The 21,979-nt window shown below is 41.8% G+C and carries 23 protein-coding genes; 16 read left to right on the forward strand and 7 right to left on the reverse strand.

From position 1 onward, the window contains the following. The first annotated feature begins 50 nt into the window (after positions 1-50). From IE337_RS00230 to IE337_RS00240, 3 genes are read left to right on the forward strand one after another with little or no spacing between them, the layout of a single operon-like run. Positions 51-962, forward strand: a complete 912-nt coding sequence (locus tag IE337_RS00230) for an alpha/beta hydrolase (protein ID WP_191136398.1) — start codon at positions 51-53, stop codon at positions 960-962. After that, complete coding sequence (locus tag IE337_RS00235) at positions 955-1,185, forward strand: hypothetical protein (protein ID WP_057744795.1); 231 nt, start codon at positions 955-957, stop codon at positions 1,183-1,185. The genes IE337_RS00230 and IE337_RS00235 overlap by 8 nt, the downstream gene beginning before the upstream one ends. Before the next feature lie 30 nt (positions 1,186-1,215). Continuing rightward, positions 1,216-2,082 carry a YihY/virulence factor BrkB family protein gene (locus IE337_RS00240; RefSeq protein ID WP_057744797.1) on the forward strand — a complete coding sequence of 289 codons (867 nt, stop codon included), beginning with the start codon at positions 1,216-1,218 and terminating at the stop codon, positions 2,080-2,082. 38 nt (positions 2,083-2,120) lie between these two features. On the opposite strand, the gene IE337_RS00245 is transcribed toward IE337_RS00240, so the two are convergent. Beyond that, positions 2,121-3,182: a tRNA dihydrouridine synthase gene (locus IE337_RS00245; RefSeq protein ID WP_191136399.1), complete on the reverse strand. Its 1,062-nt coding sequence runs from the start codon at positions 3,180-3,182 to the stop codon at positions 2,121-2,123. Between the two features lie 498 nt (positions 3,183-3,680). On the opposite strand from IE337_RS00245, the gene IE337_RS00250 reads away from it, so the two are divergent. After that, complete coding sequence (locus IE337_RS00250; protein WP_191136400.1) at positions 3,681-4,163, forward strand: DUF2798 domain-containing protein; 483 nt, start codon at positions 3,681-3,683, stop codon at positions 4,161-4,163. A 307-nt stretch (positions 4,164-4,470) separates the two neighbouring features. Continuing rightward, positions 4,471-5,874, forward strand: coding sequence for an APC family permease (locus IE337_RS00255; RefSeq protein ID WP_191136401.1), 1,404 nt, complete (start codon positions 4,471-4,473; stop codon positions 5,872-5,874). A 34-nt stretch (positions 5,875-5,908) separates the two neighbouring features. Here the strand turns inward: IE337_RS00255 and IE337_RS00260 are convergent, their stop codons facing one another. Together IE337_RS00260 and IE337_RS00265 are read right to left on the reverse strand one after the other, a co-directional pair. Next, a complete protein-coding gene (locus IE337_RS00260) occupies positions 5,909-7,750 on the reverse strand; it encodes an FAD/NAD(P)-binding protein (protein ID WP_191136402.1) in 1,842 nt (613 codons plus the stop codon). 9 nt (positions 7,751-7,759) lie between these two features. After that, entirely contained in the window at positions 7,760-8,428 is a 669-nt protein-coding gene (locus IE337_RS00265) for an NAD(P)H-hydrate epimerase (protein WP_072152738.1), read from the reverse strand. Between the two features lie 165 nt (positions 8,429-8,593). On the opposite strand from IE337_RS00265, the gene IE337_RS00270 reads away from it, so the two are divergent. From IE337_RS00270 to IE337_RS00280, 3 genes are all read left to right on the forward strand, one after another. Beyond that, a complete protein-coding gene (locus tag IE337_RS00270) occupies positions 8,594-8,932 on the forward strand; it encodes a hypothetical protein (protein ID WP_057744815.1) in 339 nt (112 codons plus the stop codon). Between the two features lie 104 nt (positions 8,933-9,036). Continuing rightward, positions 9,037-9,735: an MIP/aquaporin family protein gene (locus tag IE337_RS00275; RefSeq protein WP_072152740.1), complete on the forward strand. Its 699-nt coding sequence runs from the start codon at positions 9,037-9,039 to the stop codon at positions 9,733-9,735. Between the two features lie 165 nt (positions 9,736-9,900). Then, positions 9,901-10,458 (forward strand): hypothetical protein, encoded by a 558-nt coding sequence (locus IE337_RS00280; RefSeq protein WP_191136403.1) that lies wholly within the window; start codon positions 9,901-9,903, stop codon positions 10,456-10,458. A 48-nt stretch (positions 10,459-10,506) separates the two neighbouring features. On the opposite strand, the gene IE337_RS00285 is transcribed toward IE337_RS00280, so the two are convergent. After that, positions 10,507-10,998, reverse strand: a complete 492-nt coding sequence (locus IE337_RS00285; protein WP_112468743.1) for a phosphatidylglycerophosphatase A family protein — start codon at positions 10,996-10,998, stop codon at positions 10,507-10,509. A 17-nt stretch (positions 10,999-11,015) separates the two neighbouring features. Then, complete coding sequence (locus IE337_RS00290) at positions 11,016-11,933, reverse strand: NADP-dependent oxidoreductase (RefSeq protein ID WP_191136404.1); 918 nt, start codon at positions 11,931-11,933, stop codon at positions 11,016-11,018. Between the two features lie 417 nt (positions 11,934-12,350). Here IE337_RS00290 and IE337_RS00295 point away from each other — a divergent pair, with 417 nt between their 5' ends. The 5 genes from IE337_RS00295 to IE337_RS00315 all read left to right on the forward strand — a co-directional run bounded on the left by IE337_RS00295 (position 12,351) and on the right by IE337_RS00315 (position 17,463). After that, the gene (locus IE337_RS00295) at positions 12,351-13,703 is read left to right on the forward strand and encodes an APC family permease (RefSeq protein WP_191136405.1); all 1,353 of its coding nucleotides are present in this window, start codon (positions 12,351-12,353) and stop codon (positions 13,701-13,703) included. Beyond that, positions 13,696-15,138 carry an APC family permease gene (locus IE337_RS00300; protein ID WP_191136406.1) on the forward strand — a complete coding sequence of 481 codons (1,443 nt, stop codon included), beginning with the start codon at positions 13,696-13,698 and terminating at the stop codon, positions 15,136-15,138. The genes IE337_RS00295 and IE337_RS00300 overlap by 8 nt, the downstream gene beginning before the upstream one ends. Before the next feature lie 89 nt (positions 15,139-15,227). Continuing rightward, positions 15,228-16,220 carry an asparaginase gene (locus IE337_RS00305; protein WP_191136407.1) on the forward strand — a complete coding sequence of 331 codons (993 nt, stop codon included), beginning with the start codon at positions 15,228-15,230 and terminating at the stop codon, positions 16,218-16,220. An 11-nt stretch (positions 16,221-16,231) separates the two neighbouring features. Next, positions 16,232-16,561 (forward strand): YdbC family protein, encoded by a 330-nt coding sequence (locus IE337_RS00310; RefSeq protein ID WP_057744835.1) that lies wholly within the window; start codon positions 16,232-16,234, stop codon positions 16,559-16,561. A gap of 230 nt (positions 16,562-16,791) precedes the next feature. Further along, entirely contained in the window at positions 16,792-17,463 is a 672-nt protein-coding gene (locus IE337_RS00315) for a hypothetical protein (RefSeq protein ID WP_191136408.1), read from the forward strand. 77 nt (positions 17,464-17,540) lie between these two features. Here IE337_RS00315 and IE337_RS00320 read toward each other — a convergent pair whose 3' ends face one another. After that, a complete protein-coding gene (locus IE337_RS00320; protein ID WP_191136409.1) occupies positions 17,541-18,092 on the reverse strand; it encodes a cysteine hydrolase family protein in 552 nt (183 codons plus the stop codon). Between the two features lie 14 nt (positions 18,093-18,106). Beyond that, positions 18,107-18,478, reverse strand: a complete 372-nt coding sequence (locus tag IE337_RS00325; RefSeq protein ID WP_191136410.1) for a PaaI family thioesterase — start codon at positions 18,476-18,478, stop codon at positions 18,107-18,109. 165 nt (positions 18,479-18,643) lie between these two features. On the opposite strand from IE337_RS00325, the gene menB reads away from it, so the two are divergent. From menB to IE337_RS00340, 3 genes are all read left to right on the forward strand, one after another. Then, positions 18,644-19,465 (forward strand): 1,4-dihydroxy-2-naphthoyl-CoA synthase, encoded by an 822-nt coding sequence (menB, locus tag IE337_RS00330; protein WP_057744849.1) that lies wholly within the window; start codon positions 18,644-18,646, stop codon positions 19,463-19,465. Between the two features lie 56 nt (positions 19,466-19,521). Beyond that, a complete protein-coding gene (locus tag IE337_RS00335) occupies positions 19,522-20,973 on the forward strand; it encodes an o-succinylbenzoate--CoA ligase (RefSeq protein ID WP_191136411.1) in 1,452 nt (483 codons plus the stop codon). A gap of 306 nt (positions 20,974-21,279) precedes the next feature. After that, a complete protein-coding gene (locus IE337_RS00340; RefSeq protein WP_057744855.1) occupies positions 21,280-21,975 on the forward strand; it encodes a response regulator transcription factor in 696 nt (231 codons plus the stop codon). Positions 21,976-21,979: the final 4 nt, after the last annotated feature.

Genomic DNA, 21,979 nt, shown 5'->3' on the forward strand with positions numbered 1-21,979 from the left:
CGGAAGTGGTAAAATGGCTAGTGACAGAAAAAGGAAAGTAAGGGGAAATCATGGCTGAACGATTTATTGATCGCGATTATCAAAGGACCTATGCCGAAGTCGCCGACATTAAACGCAAATGGTTGGATGTACCATATATGGATGGTGCAAGGCATACATTGGATATTTATTTACCCAACGAAGAACGTGAGACATACCCAGTAATTATCGATATTTTCGGTGGGGGACTTTGCTTTGGTGATAAAAGTTCGCATAAATTAGAACCTGCATTACGTTTACTCCGTAATAATGGATATGCGGTGGTCAGCATGGATTATTCGCTCTTAGCTGACGCCCCTTTCCCAACTCAAATTTATGAAGTAAAAGCGGTTATTCGTTATGTCCGGGCTCATGCGACAAATTATCAACTGAACCCAGACGCAATTGCTTTAATGGGTGAATCTTCCGGTGCACAATTGGCCGTTACGACTGCCGCTACCCATGCGGTAGGTGCAATGGAGCGAGATGATTTTGGAGAAGACCCAGATGTTTCTGAAGACGTCCAAGCTGTGATTGCCATGTACGGACCATATGATTTTGATAAATTTGTGGAACAATTTGCTGAGGCTGGGATTACTTCAAAATATCCTGAAACAGGTACTGCAGAATCATTCCAAGGACAATTGTTTGGGAAACAAGCGCCTAAAGATGTACCGGAATTAGTGAAGAAGGCTAATCCGGTAACGTATTTCTCAGCAAAAATGCCGCCAATTTTGGCAATGGTTGGTCGTGCTGACCCCGTTGTACCATATCAACAAACAGTGAATATGATGGAAGCGGCTCGAAAGGCAATTGGTAAAGATAAGACACTTTATTATATTGTTGAAGATGGCGTGCATGGACCAGATGATTATATTGGAGCAACATTGACGCAAGTTAAAGCCGATTTTCTTGAAAAATGGCTAAAGGAGCAACATGTATAACTCAATTCGTGGTAGTTTTTTTAGAGCAACACCGGCACAGTTATTTTATTCGTTAATTACGGATGCGCTACTGTATTTCTTTTTTACAGCCTTATTAGGTCCAATGGGACCAGGTTCAACATTGATTTACCTTATTTTCTTGCCAGGCTTTGATTTTCTCTGCCTGATTATTAGCTTTTATCACTACGTTACTGATCATTTCAAAAAAACACACAAAAAATAAAATGTTTCATGTGAAACACAGGAGTTACGAATGAAAAAATGGGTTGATAAGCTCACAAACAAAGCTGAACAGTGGCATATTCCACAACTATTAACATTTTGGAAGCGTGGTAACGCAGCAATGGTTGGACCAACAATTGCATATTATACAATTGTTGCGCTAGTGCCATTAATTATGACGATTGGATCAATCGTGAGTTTACTGGGTGTTAATAAGGCTCAAATTCATGACACTTTAAAAGTACAAATGCCCGCAGGTGTTGCTGACATTGTTATACCAATCGTTGATTCCGTGCTACGAGGTGGCTTTGGAACGCTGTCAATTTCCATTTTAGTGGCGATTTGGAGTGCAAGTAGTATTCTGTCGACGATTCGTAAAGCCTTTAACGAAATTTACGGGTCGGATGTTGTTGAAAATGGACTTCTAACACGTATTGTTAGCTTTCTCTGGATGTTGGTGCTATTGACCGCAGCTGTTGCTGTAATGATTGCTAATTCAGTCTTGCCCGCAATTGTGAAGGCTTTACCCTCAGCTCCCGGTATCTCGTTACTCAAGGATTTTGCTAGTCAAAGTTGGATTTATGCTTTCGTGGCGCTAATGGTACTCTTTTCATTGTTCAATTACCTCATTCCGGCAGAAAAAATGCAATGGAAGCCTGTTATACTAGGCTCATTTATCGAAATTGTATTATTATTGTTGTTGAACTCAGGATTCGGAATTTACAGTAAGTACGCATTGAAAAATGCGAGTTTCTACCAATCCTTAGGGTCATTGTTAGTCTTGCTGATTTATTTGAACTTAGTAGCGATGGTCATGGTCGTCGCACAAATTTTGATTGCTTGGTTTATGACTTTCTTGGACAAACCGGAAAAAAAGAAAATACTTGAAAGCAAATAAAAAAGCAACGATACAAGAATTGTATCGTTGCTTTTTTGTTAATCATTTTGATGTTGTTCAGCCAATTCGGCTTGTTTAGCAGCCCATTGTTGATCAAATTCATCGAGAATGTTGCGTACTTCATCGGTCGTCTTCGTTTCCATAAGCGCAACTCGTAAATCTGAGGCGTATGAGAAACCGCGAACATAAATTTTGAAGAAACGCTTGAGCTTTTGGAAATTTGTTGGGCCAAATTCAGCTTCGAATTCGTCATGCAAATCCAATTGATAACGCAATAGGTCTAATGAATCATCAAGTGTATGTTCAGTAGCGGTATCTTCAAAAGCGAATGGACTTTCAAAAATGCCACGACCAATCATAATGCCATCAAGACCAGGGTGTTCCTTGGCGATTTCTAAACCTTGGGCACGGTCTTTGATGTCACCATTAATTTGAATTAATGTATCTGGTGCGATTTCATCACGCATTTGCAAAATCTCATCAATTAATTCAAAGTGGGCTGGCACTTTTGACATCTCTTTACGTGTACGAAGATGGATGGTTAATACTTGAATGTCCTGGCGGAGTAAGAATGGAATCCATTCGCGGAAGGTGTCAAGTTTATTAAATCCAAGACGTGTCTTAACCGAAATGGGTAGTCCACCAGTTTTAGACGCAGCAATAAGTTCAGCAGCTTTATCGGGTTCTTTAATTAAACCAGAACCGGCACCGTTTTTAATGACCGTTGAATCAGGGCAACCCATGTTAATGTCGACGGCTTCAAAGCCACGATTTTTAACATCGGCGACACCAAGTTCAAAGTCAATTGGTCGATCACCCCAAAGTTGTGCAACTGGAATTTGCTCACTTGGGTCGAAAGACAAACGACCTTGCACCGTAAATTTCGCTTTGGGATGTGAAATGCTACGGGCATTGGTGAATTCTGTATAAAAAGCATCAGGTGCGGCAGCTTTAGCAACAACACGACGGAAGACTGTATCAGTAACAGCTTCCATAGGGGCTAAAGTGAAAAAGGGTAACTTTTCCAAACCATCAACCTGGGGATGCTGTTGGGCAACATCCACAACGTTCTGCCAAAAGGCAGATTTTGGTTGTACCATAATATAGTCCTTTCAGGTATTTATATTTGTAAAATTTGCGGCTCGATCTTCCGCATCCGAACTGGGACATCTACTAATATAACTTACTGAATAGCGATGTCAATGGTCGAATCGGCGCCTGAGTCACGTTTATGAATGATAAATGTGAGGACTGGTAGGTGGTGTTTCAAAACAAAGGTGAAAAGAATATAATTGAATGTGAAAATGAATCGGAAAGAAGTGAAAACATGCAAAAAGGCTGGGTGCTTATTTATCTTATAATCGGATTGATATTACTAAACTATGCTAATAAAAGTAAGTCCAGTCAGGGAAACCGGGTGATGTTTGGTGTCATGGGAATGCTGTTTGTCTTTTTTGCGCTAATTTCATATACCGGATAAGCACTTTAAAAGCGTAAGAAAATGAAACGAACATATTAACGAAAATTTAACTTACGAAAAAAATTTAAATTTGCTAACTTAGAGAAGTTGGTTAAATTAAATATTTTCGGAGGGTAAAATGCCAAATAATAAACATGAAAGTCTTATTTTTACAATTATGATGTGCTTCGTCATGGTTTTGGGGATGAGTCTATATAATGCCTACTTAATTCAGGGGCAAGTGTCAGCAGCCATGCTGAGCCAAGCCTGGTTGGGATTCCCATTTGCCTATATTGTCGCAATGGTCCTGGATGTGCTCGTTGTGTCCAAGAATGCTAAGACAGTTGCTTTTAAATATATTATTAAGCCGGAACAGTCACAAGCAGTTAAAGGAATCACCATCTCAATCTGTATGGTGATTCCAATGGTGATTTGTATGTCAGGTTATGGTGCTGTCATAGGTGCGCTTCATACCGGTGTCTGGCAGGATCTGGTGGGACAGTGGATAAACAATATCGGGAAGAATGTACTTGTCGCATTGCCCTTACAATTGTTAATTGCTGGGCCGCTTGTACGTAAGACTTTTAGACGTGTCTTTCCAGTTGGGGTCATCCAAGGCTAAATGAGATTTAGATGAGGATATTGACATATAATTATAAAATGCGTTAAACTTGTAAACATAAACTTTTAGGAGGTAGGATCAATGCAATATTCAATGGTAACAGTTGAATCATTTAAGGGCTTTACGTTTTTTGGGTAACTATCCGAAATTTATGTAAAGTCTGTTTACGTGAACTTTCGGATGTTGAATCCGGAAATGTTTACGTGCATTGAACTACTTTAAACAAGTAAGCCAACGTGAGTAAGTGTGCCGGATTCTAACGATTAATCCGTCGCACTTTTTTTATGATTATTTTAGGAGAATTTATATGGGTTTATTGAATCGGGTATTTAAAAAAGAATCGATTGCAAATTACATGCAGTCAGATGAACACCTTACGAAAACATTGAGTGCAAAAGACTTGCTTGGTTTAGGCGTTGGGGCAGTTATTGGTACAGGAATCTTTATTCTGCCTGGAACGGTTGCTGCTACAACAGCTGGTCCCGCGGTGGTCATTAGTTTTATTATTGCCGCTTTGATTTCAGGATTAGTCGCAATGGCCTATTCTGAAATGGCTTCAGCTTTACCTGTGGCGGGATCCGCTTATTCATATGGAAACATCATTTTTGGTGAAATTATCGGTTGGATTCTTGGCTGGGCTTTAATCTTGGAATATTTCTTAGCAGTTGCCGCAGTGGCAACCAGTTGGTCGGCATACTTTGCTAATTTGGTAGCCCCAATTTTCAAAATGCCAAAGGCGATTTCGGGACCTTTTAATCCAGCTGGGGGAACGTATATTAATTTGATTGCCGTTGTGGTTCTCCTTGTTTTGGGGATTTTGCTGTATGGGGGCATGAAAGAATCAAAGCGTCTCCAAAATGGGATGGTCTTATTGAAAATTGCCATTATTCTATTGTTCATTGGTGTCGGTATTTTCTATATTAAATCTGGTAACTATCATCCCTTTGTACCAGCACGTTCAAATGGTGCCTTTGGCATTCATGGTATTTTGACTGGAGCTTCAATGGTATTCTTCGCCTTCCTTGGTTTTGATGCTTTGTCATCATCTGCCGCAGAAGTGAAGAACCCCAAGCGTAATATTCCAATTGGTATTTTTGGGACTTTGATTATCGCGGCTATCTTATACGCGTTAGTTGCTTTCGTTCTAACAGGGATGGTCAACTACAAGCAATTGAATGTTGCTGATCCTGTTGCCTTTGCTTTGCAAATGGTTGGAAAGAACGGTGTTGCCTTTGTGGTGACCATTGGTGCCTTGGTAGGTATGTTCACAATGATGTATACCATGTTATATGCGTCATCACGTTTGGTCTATGCGATTGGTCGTGATGGGTTGTTACCTGGTCATTTAGGTAAGTTGAACAAGAAGGGAGAACCAAGCCGTGCTTTGTTGATTGCCACAATTGTGGTAATGATTTTTGGTGGTTTGGTTCCATTAGATCGGTTGGTTGCCCTAGTGAATATTGGAACCTTATTGGCATTCATTGTTGTGTCACTAGGTATCATCCCACTACGTAAGCGTAAGGATTTGAATCATACTGGCTACAAAATGCCATTCTATCCGGTACTACCACTTATCTCAGCTGGTTTCTCATTCTTCTTAATGACGCAACTACAAGTAGATACATTGGTTGCCGCCGCTGTTTGGTTTGCTATTGGGATTGTGATTTATTTAGCCTACGGCGTTAAACATTCAAAATTAAATAAGCAATAATAAAAAGCACATGCAGCGATTGCATGTGCTTTTCTTATGCGTTAAAAATGGTTTCAGCGATGATTTCTGCATCACGGAGATTACGATCACCAACATTAGGACGTGGGGCAAAGGTCGTAAACCAGTGCCACTTTTCCGTTGGAAGTCCCCAAACATAGAGGTGCTGTTGTTGTCGTCCATTCGCATCAATGACTTGCTGTGTTTTACGGTTTGTATGCACAGCATCAATCTCAAAGATACTATCGTCAGACCGCTTAAGTGCTACGGAGCTCACGATTCCCTTCGCAGCTAGTTCACTCAAGAGTGGGTCGGCAGTATGTTTAACTGTTGTTGCTGGTAAGCGCGCTTCAATTAATTGTGTGGCTGTCCAAGTATGTCCCTGTTCATCAGTTGCCTGATACCCATCCGTGGTGATGGTAACTTTAAACTTTGGTGCCGCCACAGTGATAATGCCTGCAGCCAGTAACGTATGCAGTTGTTCCATTCGTAAGAGTGGTGGGCCGACATTGAGCAGACGGTTAATTGGGTTGAATTCCTTCAAAAATACTTCATATTCATCGACCGTTAATGCATCTGCTTCCAGATACTGACGTAGTTGGCCACGTAAATCTTTCAATAATTCAAACGCACCGGCAAGCGGTGCTAAATCGTTACCCTTGCGCGCATCAATGATGTCGTTTTCAAGATATTGTTGCATAAACGCCTGATAATCCGTGGGAATCTCCGCCAATGGATTTAATATCCGTGACCAATTAATTTGTAGATTGGCGGGGATGCCGTACGCGTTAGCCGTGGCTGAAAGATCATCGCTACGACGTAACGCAGATAGAAAATCAGCCCGATTAAATGGCCAGTTGGCGGCCATATCACTCATTAAATTGAAATAATACTTGTAGGTCATTTCATTTTGGAATAATTGATAGAAGTCGGCATAACTAATGTGCCCATTAACCATATGGCGTTCAATATTAGTGCGTGTGAAGAAGATGGCATCATAGTCTTCGGCATGTGGCTTTTGATTATAGGCTTTGGCGTGTGGAATGGTTCCAGTGCGTGAGCCCGCGATGATATGTGGCTCACGACCTGAAGGATGATAGACGAGTTGGTTGTCTGGTAACCGTTCAAATTTCCCGCCGCGTCCTAAGGTGAAATCAGCCATGTAATCAAAAAAGCTTAAGCCAAGGCCACGAATGAGTACATCGTCGGCAGGACGAATGGTATCCAACGGTGCAGCGCTGGGTTGCATGGGTGCGATATACTGCCAGTTGGCATTTTTGTCCGCCGCAACTTGAAATGAATGTTCTTCATCAGTTAGTTTCGTGGCGGTATACCCTGGTGTGTAGATAACATCATCAGCAGTGAGCTGTTGCCCGTCCGCAAGATTAATTTCATAATGCCCATCAGTTATAGCACGGACTTGGGTAGCTTTTGATTGTTTGAAAATTAATTGCGTATTTGAGTCCGTGTTTTGTTGTAACTGATCAAAATACCACGATGCATATAAGCCAAAGATGGCGCGCGAGGAAAAATGATTTGGATTCAAGACTGCAATTTCATCACGAAAAGCTGCCTCATTTTTGAAGGTATGAGTATCCAGATAAGTAGCAGCTTGATGATGCACCCATTCATAGAGATTAGGGCCAGTTAGCCCCGGTTGCTGTTTAGGGATGCTATTATCGGTAAATAATGTCAGCTGTTGGCTAATTGTATTGGCAATGAATTTTGGATTTTGATCAGGGTTCCAAACCACACCACCAACTGGAAAAGAATCCAATAGGGTAATCGTGTGCGCTTGTGTTGAAGCGTTGGCGAAAGCCACTAAGCGTTCGGCAAGGACCAAATTACGTGGTCCAGCACCAATCAATACAATATTCATAAGAGTAAGTTATTCCTCCTCTTGTTGAGAAGCTAAGAATTCCTCTAGGTTTTCAGGACGGAAAATGCCAATGTCTTTGACATAAATGTCACCGGCACGTTTGATACCTTCATTCTTAAGGAGACCTGTTTTAGGGTAAGCAAACGTTACGGTTGAATTGGCGCGAATGGCTGAGCCAAGAATTTCACCGGTTGTGGCGTTTAACCCAGAAGGGACATCCACTGAAACAACTGGGATATTCGCAGCGTTAACCCGCTTGATAATATCGCCGAGTTTAACGGGAACTGGCTTTGATAAACCAATCCCAAATAAGGCATCTACAATGACAGAATAATGCTTAAAATCATGGATCCGATGCAAAGGTTCAATCCCATAGTTACGAGCAATTTTTAATTGTGTGGCGGTATTAGGCGTAGCACGCTTTTCATCACCTAAAATAAGTAAGTCAACATTGACGCCTTTTTGACGTAAGAGCCGGGCGATGACGATGCCGTCACCACCATTATTACTTAGACCAGCAATGATAAGAACTTTTGATAAGTCGTACTTTCCAGAAGCTAAGACTTCAATCACTGATTGAGCCGTGCGTTCCATTAAAACGAGGGATGGCATTCCGATTTGATCAACGGTGTAGCGATCCAGTAGTTGCATTTCTTGTGCGGTTACAGCTTCAACCATGAATTGTAACCTCCTTAATTATTGTTTTTTGATGTGCATGAGGCACTTAGCACCATTATAAACGGAATTACGACTCCCTACAAATTCAATTCGCATTAACCTTTATAAACTAATTGAGCATGTTACAATATTCATTAAAGATGTTTAATTTAGGAGGATGATGACATGGCAGAACCAAAAATTCCGCAAGATATGCAAGAAGTCAAAGATCAAGTGATTTTAATGAATGCTCGTGGCTTCGAAGTTTCTGAAGATGATGTGATTCGTGAAGCATTAAAAGCTGGTTTTCAAGCGATTGTGAATGATCGTATGGATGGAAACTATGACACGGTCCGTTGGGATGATGAATTTAAAGGGTTACAAATCGTTGGCATTGATGACTCACTTGAGGGTGAGATTCAACCAGCTGATGACGAGCCTAGCTTTATCGAACAATTTAAAGAAGATGCCAACAAGGTCTGGTTTAAATTAGACAATGCTGCAGCTTCAATTATTGGACGCTAAAATTAATAAGAAATACTTTAGTTAAACGCTTTAAGTTTAATTAAATGGGCTTGGTGTTATATATTAGAAGAGAATAAATTTAGAAATTTACTGGAGGATTTATCGTGGAAAAAGCACGTCTATACTTGGCCGAATTTATCGGTACATTAATGCTAGTTGCTGTTGGAACTGGTGTGGTCGTATTCGTTGGGGTACAAACTGGTGCATTACCAGTTGCCGTTGCCTTTGGTTTAGCTGCAATCATGGCAGTTTACACCTTTGGAAATGTCTCAGGAGCGCACTTGAACCCAGCGGTTTCATTAGCTATGGCCATTAACAAGCGTCTCTCATGGATTAATTTCTTGGGTTACGTGGTTGCACAAATTCTTGGTGGTATTGCTGGTTCAGCAGTTGTCTTTGGATTCATGAAGGCCTTTGGTGCCAAGCATGCAGCCATCCAACAAATTGGATTTGGACAAACAGTTTATCAAACACCAGTTTCATTCATGGGTGCAACCATGATTGAAATGTTCTTAACATTTGTCTTTGTTTTGGTAATCATGATGGTAAGTTCAAAGAAGCATGGTGCAGGCAAGCTTGCACCACTAGTAATCGGATTTGCTTTGACAGCCTTGGTTCTACTAGGTATTTCAGCGACCGGTGCTTCATTGAACCCTGCTCGTTCATTTGGACCAGCTTTGTTCGCAATGTTCTTTGGATCAGCTACTGCCATGTCACAAATTGGTGTGTACTTGATCGGACCTTTGGTCGGAGGAGCTTTAGCTGCCGTAGTTGCTAAGTTCTTCGGTTCAGAAGAAGCCTAAATAATAAAAAGCTCCCAAATTTAATTTGGGAGCTTTTTTTAAATCGGTTTGCCATGCTTTTGGACTTTTGGGTTAGGTTTCAGGTATAATTAGAAAAAGGTTAACCAAAACCAATGTAAATAGAATTACACAATGAGCTGCTCATCAGTTCAATAGGGGGAAAACATGTCAAACTTAGTAAAGTGGTTACTTGGAATTGGCGCTGTTGCTGTTATCGGCGGCGGTGGTTATGCCATTGTAGAATCACAAAATCATGCTGATAAGAAAACAGAATCATCTGTTTCTAGCCACAAGAAGGCTAGCTCACATAAGCGTGCTTCTGAAAAATCAAGTTCAAAAACGAGTTCAAGTGCTTCTGAAGTTAGCTCTTCTGAAGCACCAGCTAGTTCAAGTGAGCAACCTGCCTCAAGTGAACAAGCTGTTTCAACTGAAACGAGTGAAGCTGCTGCTACAACTCAAGCAGATCAAAGTGTTGTCGGGAATCCACAAGGGGAAGTGCAAGCGGACCCTAATACTTACGTGACGACACCTGGTGCTGCAACGTCAGCTGTAGCGGCTCACATGAGTCAAGTGCAAGGTCGCGATCCAAATCGCTTCACATTGAGTGCCCACCCATCTGACGGCGGTGTAGGTTACACGGTTAACGTTTCAAGCAGCCAAATTGCTGGTACGTTGGCCGTTTACCAAGTTTCAGCCAATGGAGTGGTAACACAAGTTCAATAAGTAAAATAAAAAACGTCTAACACAGTGTTTATTGTGCTAGACGTTTTTTTATTTATAGTCGTGGGCAATTCGTGCTTCCGCTGCTGCGACAATCGCGGCAACAAGGTCATCAATAAATGTATTTACGCGACCGCCATTTTTCTGAGCATCGTTTAACTCACCAATAATACCGGGCTTGGTACGATCAAGGAAGCCAAAGTTGGTCCATGAAATAGTACCGTAGAGCCCCAAAATAGACATAACTAATTGTTCGTCAACGCCATAAGTACTTGAATCTTCTTGCACGCGTGTTTGCAATGGCTCGGGCAGTTTTCCAGCTTGTGCTAAATCATCTAAGGCGAGCCCAGTTAAGATGGCGTCTTGTGATTCAGTCTTATGAAGAACATGTTCAATGGACGTTAGGGCCGTTTCATAGGGTAGGTCAGGAATATGATCCTTTTGTCCTTCAATCACCATAGGGGCGAGTGCGTCTAATGTCACACCTCGTTCTGCTAAGGCGTCGACAACTTCTTGATAATAATCAGGGGTAATATCTTGCATTTATTTGGCTCCTTACTTTAAAATTCGAGAATAAGCTTACCGACAGGGCTTTCCGCACGCATGAGCGCGTGGTCTGCTTGAAGGTTTGCTTGATTGAATGGTTTTGTATCAGCAATCTTAATGGTAATACGGTCGGCAGCAATATCGGCCAAGAGTTCGCTTAGTAATGCACCTTTACCGGCTAAGTAGCCTGCCTTGGCATCAATGCTAAAACGCTGACTTAATTCCTCTAGCTGGGGGTCAGAAGATAAGTTGACCAAACGCCCACCTGTTTTAAGCACTTGCGCCGATTTTACCGTTGTGGCTCCACCAACTGTATCAAGCACAGCATCAAAATTACTTAAGTCGTTTTCATAGTCGGTGTGATAATCAATTGGATGCACATCCCCCAAACTCTGGAGATAATCAAAATGTGCAGCACTACTGGTAGCGTAAACCTCTGCCCCACGATTGAGGGCTGCTTGAATGGCCACACTACCAACGCTTCCAGAACCACCTTGGATGAGTACCTTTTCACCGGCTTGTACGTTTAAGTCCACAAGGATCATCTGATAACCAGTTGCTGCACCTAAAACGGATGCCACCGCGGTGGCATCACTGATTGTATCCGGAACTTTAGCTAAGGCGGATTGGCTGACGGGCACATACTCAGCGTAAGTCTGATGGTGACGATTGGCAGCCACGCGCTCACCAACCTTAAAGTCGGTGACGTCGGCACCGACGGCAACAACTTCACCAACAACACTTGAACCCGGAATTAAGGGTAATTTATCACCTTCACCCATGAGACCCATCACGAACTTAACATCATAAGGGTCGATTGCGACGGCATGGTTTTCAATTAAGACTTGCTTCGCAGAAGGGGTGGGTCGGTCAACAGTAGCTTCTTTGAGCGCATCAACACCACCAAATTGATTTAATTTAATTGCTAACATAAAATACCTCCAGGTAATGACTTACTTTCATTGTAAAGCGTGGCGCCACTGAATGCGAATTTTTACAAGGTATTTTCATATTAAAAAAAAGAAAAACCTTAAATGGCAAACAAAGAAGAATTTAAGTTTGTTTTCAGAAAAACAAATCTTAGGGCTTGCCAGTGGTAATTTAAAATGATAGAATTCTAATTATTCTAAAACAAGCCAGAAGGGAGAGCCAAGATTATGCAAAGCAATTATTCAAATTCAAATCAAGTGTTGGTTCTCACCTCAATTAGTCTCGTGACTGGTTGGGGTTTTTCTGCTTGATATAGATCAACATGACAGAATTCCCCCAAACCAATTGACCCCGTGCCGATAACTTACGCGTTATCGCAGTAGGCCAGTTGGTTTTTTCGTACAAAGGAGCTCAGATATATGGAAAAAACGGCTGGATTGAAACGGTCGGTCGGTGTAACGTCAGGGATTTCGTTGGTTGTTGGAACTGTGATTGGTTCTGGAATTTTCTTTAAGCAGGCACAAGTCATCGCAACGGCTGGTGGAAGTACACCAGCTTTGTTAGCTTGGATTTTCGGTGGATTGATTACACTAGCAGCTGGCCTGACCATTTCAGAAATTGGGGCGCGGATTCCATTGACTGGTGGCCTGTACATTTACATGGAAAAGATTTATGGAAAAGTTTGGGGATTTTTAACCGGTTGGGCGCAAACGGTGCTGTACGCACCAGCGATTGTTGCCTCATTATCGGCTTACTTTGCCATCTTGTTTAATAATTTTTTCGGCCTGTCACAACAATGGCAGCTACTCGTCGCTATTTTAACCATTTTATTTATTACAGGTATTAATTTACTAGATAATCGTGTTCCGGCGGCTTTTGCTGTCATCACAACGTCGATTAAATTATTACCAATTATTGCTGTAATTGCATATGGTTTGTTTTTTGGTAAAGTGGATGCATTAAATCAGTCAGTTGCCACCGTTACGGCAACACCATCTGGCGGATTTGGAATGGCCGTCTTAGCAACGTTGTTTGCCTATGATGGCTGGGCGACTTTGACCAACATGGGTGGCGAGTTAAAGAATCCACAAAAGAACCTGCCACGCGCAATTGTGATTGGTATTTTAATTGTAGTCGTGGCTTATGCGGGTATCTCATATGGGATGATGCGTGCCATGCCAGCAAACGAAATTGTTCGATTGGGTGACAATGCAACTTTTGGCGTTGTGACGCAAGCCTTTGGTAAATTAGGTGGTCGTCTATTAACAATCATTATTCTGATTTCAATTTTGGGAACGATTAATGGGAAGTTAATGGCACTACCACGGATGACATTTGCGATGGCGGAAGACGGCGTATTACCAAAATGGTTAGCCAAAGTGAATCGCTTTAATGAACCGATTGGTTCGATTGTCTTTCTAACGGTGACGGCCAGCTTGTTGCAATTCACAGCATCAGCGGATTGGTTATCAAATATTGCAGTGTTTATTATTTGGATCTTCTATACGGCGACATTCGTTGGATTATTCATTTTACGTCACCGTGACAAGCAAGCCGCGCAAGTCGCGGAACCACTCCAAGAACTCGAATCAATTTTTTCAGTGCCAGGTTATCCATGGGTACCACTGATTGCGATTTTAGGGGCATTATTTGTCCTGATTAGTACATTAATTAATGATTTTGGATCATCCATCATTGCGATTGGATTAGTATTTATTGGCTTACCAGTGTATTGGTATTATAGCCGTAAAAAGGGAGAAGCTTATGACTAAATCAAATGTTTTAGCAAATATGGGGCGAAAAGAAAATCCCCAGAATTACGCGGATAAGGACGGTCATCTAAAGCCTGTTTTGGGACTTAAAGACATGGTGGCCATGGGAATTGGAACAGTTGTTGGAGCCGGAATCTTTACGATGCCGGGAATCGTTGCAGCTGATTATGCTGGACCCGCTGTTGTCATTTCATTTATTGTTGCCGCTTTTGTTGCAGGTTTATCAGCCTTATCATATTCAGAGTTAGCATCAGCAATGCCATTTGCTGGTTCAATCTATTCTTGGGCGAATGTTATTTTTGGTGAATTTATGGGTTGGGTGGCCGGTTGGGCCGTTCTTTCTGAATACTTGATTGCTTTGGCATTCGTGTCATCTGCTTGGTCATCTTATTTCCAAGGATTCGTCAATAGTTTTGGCATTAAATTACCTGCTGCCATTTCGGGATCATTTAATCCAGCCAAAGGTCAATTTATTGATTTGTTTGGGGCACTCGCGCTAATCGGAGTTGGATTATTAGTGATGCGTGGGGTTAAGGCTGCTGCCATTGTTGAAAACTGGTTAGTTATCTTAAAAGTCGCCGTGATTATTCTCTTTATCGTTGTTGGTTTAACAGCAGTACAAGTTAATAACTGGGTACCATTTGTGCCTGCTCACCGCGCTGGTACTGATTTTGGTGGTGGTATTGGTATTTTGCACGGTGCCTCACAAGTCTTCTTTGCTTATATTGGGTTCGATACGATTGCTGCTAACTCAGCGGAAGTTAAAAACCCACAAAAAACAATGCCACGTGCCATTATTGGAACGTTGTTGATTGCGACCGTCCTATTCGTTGCGGTTTCAGCAGTTTTGACAGGAATGTTCCCATATGAACGTTATGCCGGAAACGCTGAACCTGCTGCTTGGGCTTTGCGTCAAACAGGACACTTCTTTACAGCGAACTTGCTATCAATTGTTGCCTTAGTTGGAATGTTCACGGGATTGATTGCCTTAATGGTTGGTGGATCACGTTTGCTATACTCATTCGGACGTGATGGATTGATTCCACAGCAAATTGGAAAACTTGATAAGCGTGGATTACCTGGAAATGCAACTGTATTGATGTTGGTTGCGGCCGTCTTCTTAGGCTCAATCTTCCCAATTAACTTGCTTTCAAACTTAGTTTCAGCTGGAACTTTGATTGCCTTTATCTTGGCTTCAGTAGGTGTCTTGTTGCTACGTCGTCGTAAGGATATTGTTAATACAGGTTACAAAGTTCCTGGTTATCCAGTTATCCCGATTCTTGCTGCTTTGTCAGCTGCCGGACTATTCTTAACATTGAATGTTGATGCCTTAATCTTGATGGCTGGTTGGTTAGCAATTGGAATCGTCTTATACTTTGTTTATGGCATTCGTCATAGTACAAAAAATAAGGTTGAAGCAGATTCAAAATCTTAATGTGATTGTGAAAGAAGTTGGGGTTTCCCAACTTCTTTTTTATGTGCGATAATGAATTTTAATGAAAAAGACGGCGTGGAGGGAAAAACATGCAGAAAATTTTAGTATTAACAACGGGTGGAACCATTGCTTCACGCAAAACTGAAAACGGCCTAGCCCCTGGGATGGCTGACGATGTGTTAATCAGTTACTTTGGGGAACGCCCTGGGGTTGAGTTGTCAGTTGAGAGTGTCATGAATAAAGACTCAACGAACATGCAACCCGAAGACTGGGTGGCGTTGGCAGAACGAATCCAGCAACACCAAGCCGAATACGATGCTTTTATTATTACGCATGGAACCGATACGATGGGTTACACAGCTGCGGGCTTGTCATACCTCTTGAATGGTCTCGAAAAGCCAGTTATTTTAACGGGTTCACAAGTGCCATTGGGGATGGCGGAAACAGATGCGGTTCGTAATTTACATGATGCGTTAACCTTTGCGAGTCAAACCACCTTGAATGGTGTGTTTGTTGTTTTCAATGGGCTTGTTATTTTGGGAACCCGTGCCGTTAAGACGAAGACGAAGAGTTATGATGCGTTTGAAAGTGTGAATTTCCCCTATATTGCCAGTGTGAGTGACGGTGAAATGGGGCAGTTGTTTGAACCAGAAACGAATGAAGATAAGGTGATACCAAGTGAATTAAAATTGGACACGAACGTCTTTGTTTTAAAGGCTTTTCCAGGTCTACAACCAGAAATCCTGGATTACTTGGCTGAGCGTGTTGATGGTTTAATTATTGAAAGTTTTGGAAATGGTGGATTACCATTCGAAAACCGAAACTTGATTCCGGGAATTGAAAAGATGACGCAAGCTGGCATTCCAGTGATTATCACAACGCAAATCCTACAAGAAGGACAAGATATCTACCTCTATGAGGTGGGACAACAGGTGGCGAAAGCCGGTGGAATTACCGTTGGTGATATGAATACAGAAGCGGTTGTCGCAAAATTGATGTGGATTTTGGCGCAAACTAAAAATCTCGACACTGTTAAAGTCATGATGCAAAAACCAATTGCGCATGATTTGGACTTCATTTAGGAGGTTGATGTATGGCAGAATTGAAATTCGAAATCTTGGAACAATTTGGTACGCTTTCAACGAGTAAAAGTGGTTGGGAGTTACAGTTGAACTTTGTGCAATGGGGGGACAATCAGCCTAAGTTTGACTTACGAACGTGGTCACCAGATCATAAGAAAATGGGTAAGGGGATTACCTTAAACCATGATGAACTGGTTAAATTGCAAGATGCGATTACCCACGTGTTGGCACCAGAAGATATGCCGACAGCAACGGTTGCTTTAAGTTCCGAACCTGAAGAGCCTGTAGTGGAAACTGAGCCTGATGAAAAACCAGGTTGGGCTAAATTGAGTGATTTTTAAATAAAAAGACTGTGTCGTAATAGACACAGTCTTTTTTAGTTGATATGGCTAATCATCAACAGTGTCAACTAAGTAAAACTTGCGGTAGTGGTCAAACGGAAATTAGTTAATCCTATTAATCGATAATAAATCGGTCGGCAATGGTCTCATTTTATTGTCAAATTGACTTGAGGTGGAGGGCTAATTCAGCTAATATTTGTTTTCTCTTAATCGAAGCACGAGGTGAATTTATGCGAATGGCCTTAATGGATAAGCAAATTGATGTGTGGCAACCTACTATGGTTGCCAAGATGCAAGCGCAGATTGAAGAACTCGATATTGAATGCCTGGTGTTAAACCAAGTTGGGCAACATCAGCAGCAAGGAATAGCAGAATTATATCCACAACATTTTTATTTGAATGACGGCATTACACGGATATATCAAGATAACTTGGGATATCAACTCAGTGTCCAACTGCCAGATACATGGCAAACCGTGTTTTCGACAATTTATTTAAAGGCGCAGGCCCATTATGGACAGGTTATTTTATGTCGAACGAATCTGGTAAAGCTTTGGCATCGACAGTTAGCACCCCAAATTAAATTAGTCGTGGCTGAAACGCAAACGTATGTTATTGCCATCATCTCAACACCCAGCGTGCATAAAATAAAAGCGCAGCACTTACTAGAGGTCCATGATCTATTAAGGGCACAGATTAAACCAGTCATTTTATGTGTCCCCCATCAAGTTGCTTCAGGTTTACCAAGTCCACATTGGCAAGGTGGACTTGATAAAAAATTTCATCAAGGACGGTTGTGTGAGCTAGAGGCTTATTTTGACTTTGGATTAGTTTTTGATACGCAACGGACCTGGGATGTTCTGGGAGATAAAACGCAGCGAGCAATTTTGCTGGATTTTTAAAATAAAAAAGGCAGTTGTGTTGCCTGCAAAAAAGGTGACTTTGCGGGCGCAACAATTGCCTAAGGATACTGTTATTGTTAGGCATCAACGACATTGGCACCAAGTGAATTTTTAAAGTGACCGAGCGCCCAAGCGTGGCCCTCTGGTGAAAAGCTAGCCACGGCATCAGCGTGAACGGTGATGTTGTAATCTAAATTATAAGCGTCAACAGCGGTGTGCAAGACACAAATGTCAGTGCAGACACCTGTGAGGTGAACATTACGGATATCACGTGAACGAAGATAGTTATCCAAATTTGTATTGGCAAAACTGCTGTATCGATTTTTTGGATAAACATATACGTTATCTGAATCTTGATGTTCAGCAACCCAATCTGCTAGCGGTCCGTAGTAATCGCGACCAGGCGTTCCGGCAATGTTGTGAGGTGGGAATAACTTAGTTTCAGGATGGTAGGGATCATCGCGTTCATGCAAATCTGTTGGCAAGATGACTGCATCGCCATTTTGGTAAAATTCTTCAGCTAAAGCGACAATACGATCACTAATTGCTTGACCAGCAGCACCGCAGGTAAGGGCGCCATCATCGGCAACAAAATCATTTGTATAGTCAATAATAAGTAATGCTTCCATGGTTAAAGACTCCTTTAGATAGTACGACTAGTTAAGGTAACAATCGATACGGCCACGTGTGTTTCAGTGGTGGTTTCATAGATGTTAACTTGCCAAGTCTGTAGGCGATGACCAATATGAATTGGTTGAGCAACTGCTTTGAGATTTCCAGTAGATACGGCATTGAGATGATGGATTTCAAGATCTACACCAACTGCAGCCCGATGTGCGTCGTCTAATACTGTATTTCCGCCGATACTAGCAGCAGTCTCTGCCAGCATGGCATTAACACCGCCATGGACCATACCGTAAGGTTGTTTGGTCTTATCAGTGATGGGCATGGTTAGGACGACTTCATTGGCAGTAGCTAGTTCGGTTGTGATACCAAAAAATTCTAATGTGTTCATAAGCCTCCAATCATAAAGTGGTGTTAGTAACTAGTTTGAAATTACCTATATTGTACGATATCTGTAAAAAAAAAGACAGCGACCCACGAAACGGCTGGAACGTGTTAAAATATGAGTTATTAATTTGATAAATCTAGTCGTAAAGTCACGGGGGAATAATGAGTGATGAGTGAAGTTGAATGGTCAACGGTTAAGCCGTATTCTGAAATTTTGTTTGAACGGACAGGTAAGATTGCAAAGTTAACAATCAATCGTCCAGAAAAGCGTAATGCATTCACGCCAGTAACAATTTCTGAGCTAATCGAAGCTTTTAGTTATTGTCGTGATGATGCCTCAATCGGGGTTATTATCCTAACTGGAGCCGGGGATGAAGCATTTTCATCAGGGGGTGACCAATCTGTTCGTGGTAACGGTGGTTATGTTGGACCAGATGAAATTGCCCGTTTAAATGTATTAGATTTGCAACGTTTAATTCGAGTGATTCCAAAGCCAGTCATTGCAATGGTTAAGGGCTGGTCTGTAGGTGGTGGAAACATCTTACAACTTGTTTGTGATTTGACGGTTGCTGCCGACAATGCCAAGTTTGGTCAAACAGGACCTATGGTTGGCTCATTTGATGCTGGATATGGTTCAGGTTACTTAGCTCGAGTAATTGGGCATAAGCGTGCCAAAGAAGTCTGGTTCTTGAATAAGTTCTATACAGCTGAAGAGGCCATGGACATGGGGTGGATTAACCGTGTAGTGCCATTAGCTGAAGTTGAAGACGCAACCATCGAATGGTCAAATGAATTACTAAAGAAGTCACCGACTGCGCTTCGCTTTATCAAGGCAGCGATGAATGCGGATACTGACGGACTTGCAGGTTTGCAACAATTTGCTGGTGATGCAACGATGCTTTATTACACGACAGACGAAGGAAAAGAAGGACGTGATGCGTTCTTAGAAAAGCGCGATCCTGACTTTGATCAATTTCCAAAGTTCCCATAAGTCGTTTAAGCTCCAACCAAAATTGGTTGAGAGCTTTTTTATTGAAGGAGACTACCATGCAGAATTGGCTACAAAAACGTGTTGCGTTAACACCAACGCGAACGGCGGTGCGTTTTAATGGCATAAGTTTGTCGTTTCAAGAATTAAATACGGCTGTATTATCTTTAGCAGGAAAATTGGCTCGAGTTTTAGATGATAACCCACGTGTTGCAGTATTAACGTCAAATACATTGTTGGGGTACGAAATGATTTTGGCCCTCCAGCAATTAGGTCGCGAAATTGTCCTTTTGAATTATCGCTTGGCGCCAGCTGAATTAGCTTTTCAAATAGAAGATGCGGAGATTACGCAAGTTGTCCAGGCTGATACGTATACCGGACAACTAGACGTGGTACAACAAGTAACGTTTGATTACGTTCAGTCACAAGCCCCACAGATGGTTGAACCAGTTGCTGAATTTGCTTTAGATCAAGTAACGACTATCATGTATACCTCTGGAACGACTGGGAAACCAAAAGGGGTCGAACAAACCTACGGTAATCATTTTTATTCGGCAGTTGGCTCAATGTTAAATTTGGGGCTCACAGCATCTGATACATGGGTGGCAGCCGTACCGATTTTTCATATCAGCGGCTTTTCGATTATGATGCGTTCGTTAATTTATGGTATGACGGTACAACTGTATGAGCGGTTTGATGCAACGGTTATCAACCAAGACATTATGGCAGGGAATATCACAACTATTTCTGTTGTGCCGACGATGCTTAAAGATTTACTAGAAGCCTTACCAAGTGGGCAATGTTACCCAGAAACATTTCGAACAATGTTATTAGGTGGAGGACCGGCAGATTTGGCAACATTACGCCATGCGCAATCAGTTAATGTTGAAGTTGTGCAGTCGTATGGTATGACGGAAACTGCTTCACAAATTATTGCATTAGATCCAACCGATGCGATTTCAAAAATGGGTTCGGTTGGTAAGCCGCTTTTTCCTGTTGAATTAAAGCTGGCCCATGCGAATGAAAATGGTGTTGGTCGCGTTCAAGTTAAATCACCAACTTTAACCGTGGGGTATGTTCGCCAGCCAGCTAAATTTGCGGATGCATTTGAAGATGGTTGGTTTGACACTGGTGACATGGGATATTTGGATGATGATGGGTATCTCTACTTAGTTGGTCGTGAAGGTGATATGATTTCATCTGGTGGTGAGAACATTTTTCCAGATGAAGTTGAGGCGATGTATCGTGAAATGCCAGAAATCAAAGAAATTGGTGTGGTTGGTGTACCAGATGAAAAGTGGGGTGCCGTACCAGTTGCAGTGGTCGAATTGGTGGATGGAGCTAATGTTTCAGCGACCGATTTATTAGCTTATGGACGTGAACATATTGCACACTATAAGGTGCCCAAAGCGTTCTACCGCCTAAGCAAACCGTGGCCAAGGACAGCGAGCGGCAAGCTACAACGGTATCAATTGCAGCAATTTATCGTAGCTACTGAGAAAATTAATTGATTTTTTTGCCATCAGAATAGATGGTGTTATAATAGAGATATTCTAGGAAAGGGGGTGATACGATTTGAGTAATGTAGAATTACAACAAATCGTGTCGCCCTTGTAGAGGAAACAAGGGCGACACGATCTGTTAAAAGACAGAGGTGTCTGTGGTAGTGATATCACAGTCCGGATGCGTTGATTATTTATAATCAACGCATTTTTTTTAAAACTTAAAGCCTAGATAAAGCTGATTACCTTAAACTGGCGATACAAGATAAGTGAACTTAAATAAAAGATGAGTAAATTCAAGAAATGAGGCTAGCAATGGCAGGAGATACAATTAAATTACTAGTTGTGGAAGATGATTATGCATTAAACGATACGGTTCGTGACACAATTAGTGAACTGGGTGATGTGACACAAGTGCATGACGGAGACGAAGGACTATTTGAGATTGAATCAGGTGTTTATGACGCCGTTATTTTAGATGTGATGCTGCCGGGTGTCGATGGCTTTACGATTCTAAAAAAGGCCAAGGAAGAATTTCCTAATTTGCCAATCTTAATGCTAACTGCAAAGGGTGAATTAGCTGATAAGATGCAAGGCTTTGATATGGGGGCTGACGAGTACATTACTAAGCCTTTTTATAAAGAAGAATTATTGGCACGTTTGAAGACCCTTTTGCGTCATACCGGTGTTTTGGGGCAAGATGGTGCTTTGGAAGTTGGAAATATTCAAGTATTCGTTGACCAACACAAGGTATTGATTGACGGTAAAGAAGTGAGCTTACAGGGACGTGAGTTTGGTCTCTTGGTTTATCTGATGCAACACGTGGGACAGATTGTGACGAAGGATCAAATTTTTGATCGCTTATGGGGCTTTGACTCAGATACATCACTTACTGTGGTTGAAGTTTACATGAGTAATTTGCGTAAGAACTTACGTAAGGCAAATGCATCAGTCAATATTAAAACGCTCCGTAACGTTGGTTATACTCTTTCAGCGGCGGATGAAGATTAGAGGT

The sequence above is a fragment of the Weissella viridescens genome, from assembly GCF_014789145.1.
GTDB classification, from domain to species: domain Bacteria; phylum Bacillota; class Bacilli; order Lactobacillales; family Lactobacillaceae; genus Weissella; species Weissella viridescens.

Bases quoted from the DNA above. Each gene is read 5' to 3' on its own strand.
- IE337_RS00260 (WP_191136402.1), bottom strand. From the start codon at position 7,750: ATGAATATTGTATTGATTGGTGCTGGACCACGTAATTTGGTCCTTGCC.
- IE337_RS00280 (WP_191136403.1), top strand. From the start codon at position 9,901: ATGTCAAACTTAGTAAAGTGGTTACTTGGAATTGGCGCTGTTGCTGTT.
- IE337_RS00290 (WP_191136404.1), bottom strand. From the start codon at position 11,933: ATGTTAGCAATTAAATTAAATCAATTTGGTGGTGTTGATGCGCTCAAA.
- IE337_RS00230 (WP_191136398.1), top strand. From the start codon at position 51: ATGGCTGAACGATTTATTGATCGCGATTATCAAAGGACCTATGCCGAA.
- IE337_RS00250 (WP_191136400.1), top strand. From the start codon at position 3,681: ATGCCAAATAATAAACATGAAAGTCTTATTTTTACAATTATGATGTGC.
- IE337_RS00235 (WP_057744795.1), top strand. From the start codon at position 955: ATGTATAACTCAATTCGTGGTAGTTTTTTTAGAGCAACACCGGCACAG.
- menB (WP_057744849.1), top strand. From the start codon at position 18,644: ATGAGTGAAGTTGAATGGTCAACGGTTAAGCCGTATTCTGAAATTTTG.
- IE337_RS00315 (WP_191136408.1), top strand. From the start codon at position 16,792: ATGCGAATGGCCTTAATGGATAAGCAAATTGATGTGTGGCAACCTACT.
- IE337_RS00300 (WP_191136406.1), top strand. From the start codon at position 13,696: ATGACTAAATCAAATGTTTTAGCAAATATGGGGCGAAAAGAAAATCCC.
- IE337_RS00335 (WP_191136411.1), top strand. From the start codon at position 19,522: ATGCAGAATTGGCTACAAAAACGTGTTGCGTTAACACCAACGCGAACG.
- IE337_RS00245 (WP_191136399.1), bottom strand. From the start codon at position 3,182: ATGGTACAACCAAAATCTGCCTTTTGGCAGAACGTTGTGGATGTTGCC.
- IE337_RS00240 (WP_057744797.1), top strand. From the start codon at position 1,216: ATGAAAAAATGGGTTGATAAGCTCACAAACAAAGCTGAACAGTGGCAT.
- IE337_RS00320 (WP_191136409.1), bottom strand. From the start codon at position 18,092: ATGGAAGCATTACTTATTATTGACTATACAAATGATTTTGTTGCCGAT.
- IE337_RS00305 (WP_191136407.1), top strand. From the start codon at position 15,228: ATGCAGAAAATTTTAGTATTAACAACGGGTGGAACCATTGCTTCACGC.
- IE337_RS00340 (WP_057744855.1), top strand. From the start codon at position 21,280: ATGGCAGGAGATACAATTAAATTACTAGTTGTGGAAGATGATTATGCA.
- IE337_RS00285 (WP_112468743.1), bottom strand. From the start codon at position 10,998: ATGCAAGATATTACCCCTGATTATTATCAAGAAGTTGTCGACGCCTTA.
- IE337_RS00255 (WP_191136401.1), top strand. From the start codon at position 4,471: ATGGGTTTATTGAATCGGGTATTTAAAAAAGAATCGATTGCAAATTAC.
- IE337_RS00325 (WP_191136410.1), bottom strand. From the start codon at position 18,478: ATGAACACATTAGAATTTTTTGGTATCACAACCGAACTAGCTACTGCC.
- IE337_RS00270 (WP_057744815.1), top strand. From the start codon at position 8,594: ATGGCAGAACCAAAAATTCCGCAAGATATGCAAGAAGTCAAAGATCAA.
- IE337_RS00295 (WP_191136405.1), top strand. From the start codon at position 12,351: ATGGAAAAAACGGCTGGATTGAAACGGTCGGTCGGTGTAACGTCAGGG.
- IE337_RS00310 (WP_057744835.1), top strand. From the start codon at position 16,232: ATGGCAGAATTGAAATTCGAAATCTTGGAACAATTTGGTACGCTTTCA.
- IE337_RS00265 (WP_072152738.1), bottom strand. From the start codon at position 8,428: ATGGTTGAAGCTGTAACCGCACAAGAAATGCAACTACTGGATCGCTAC.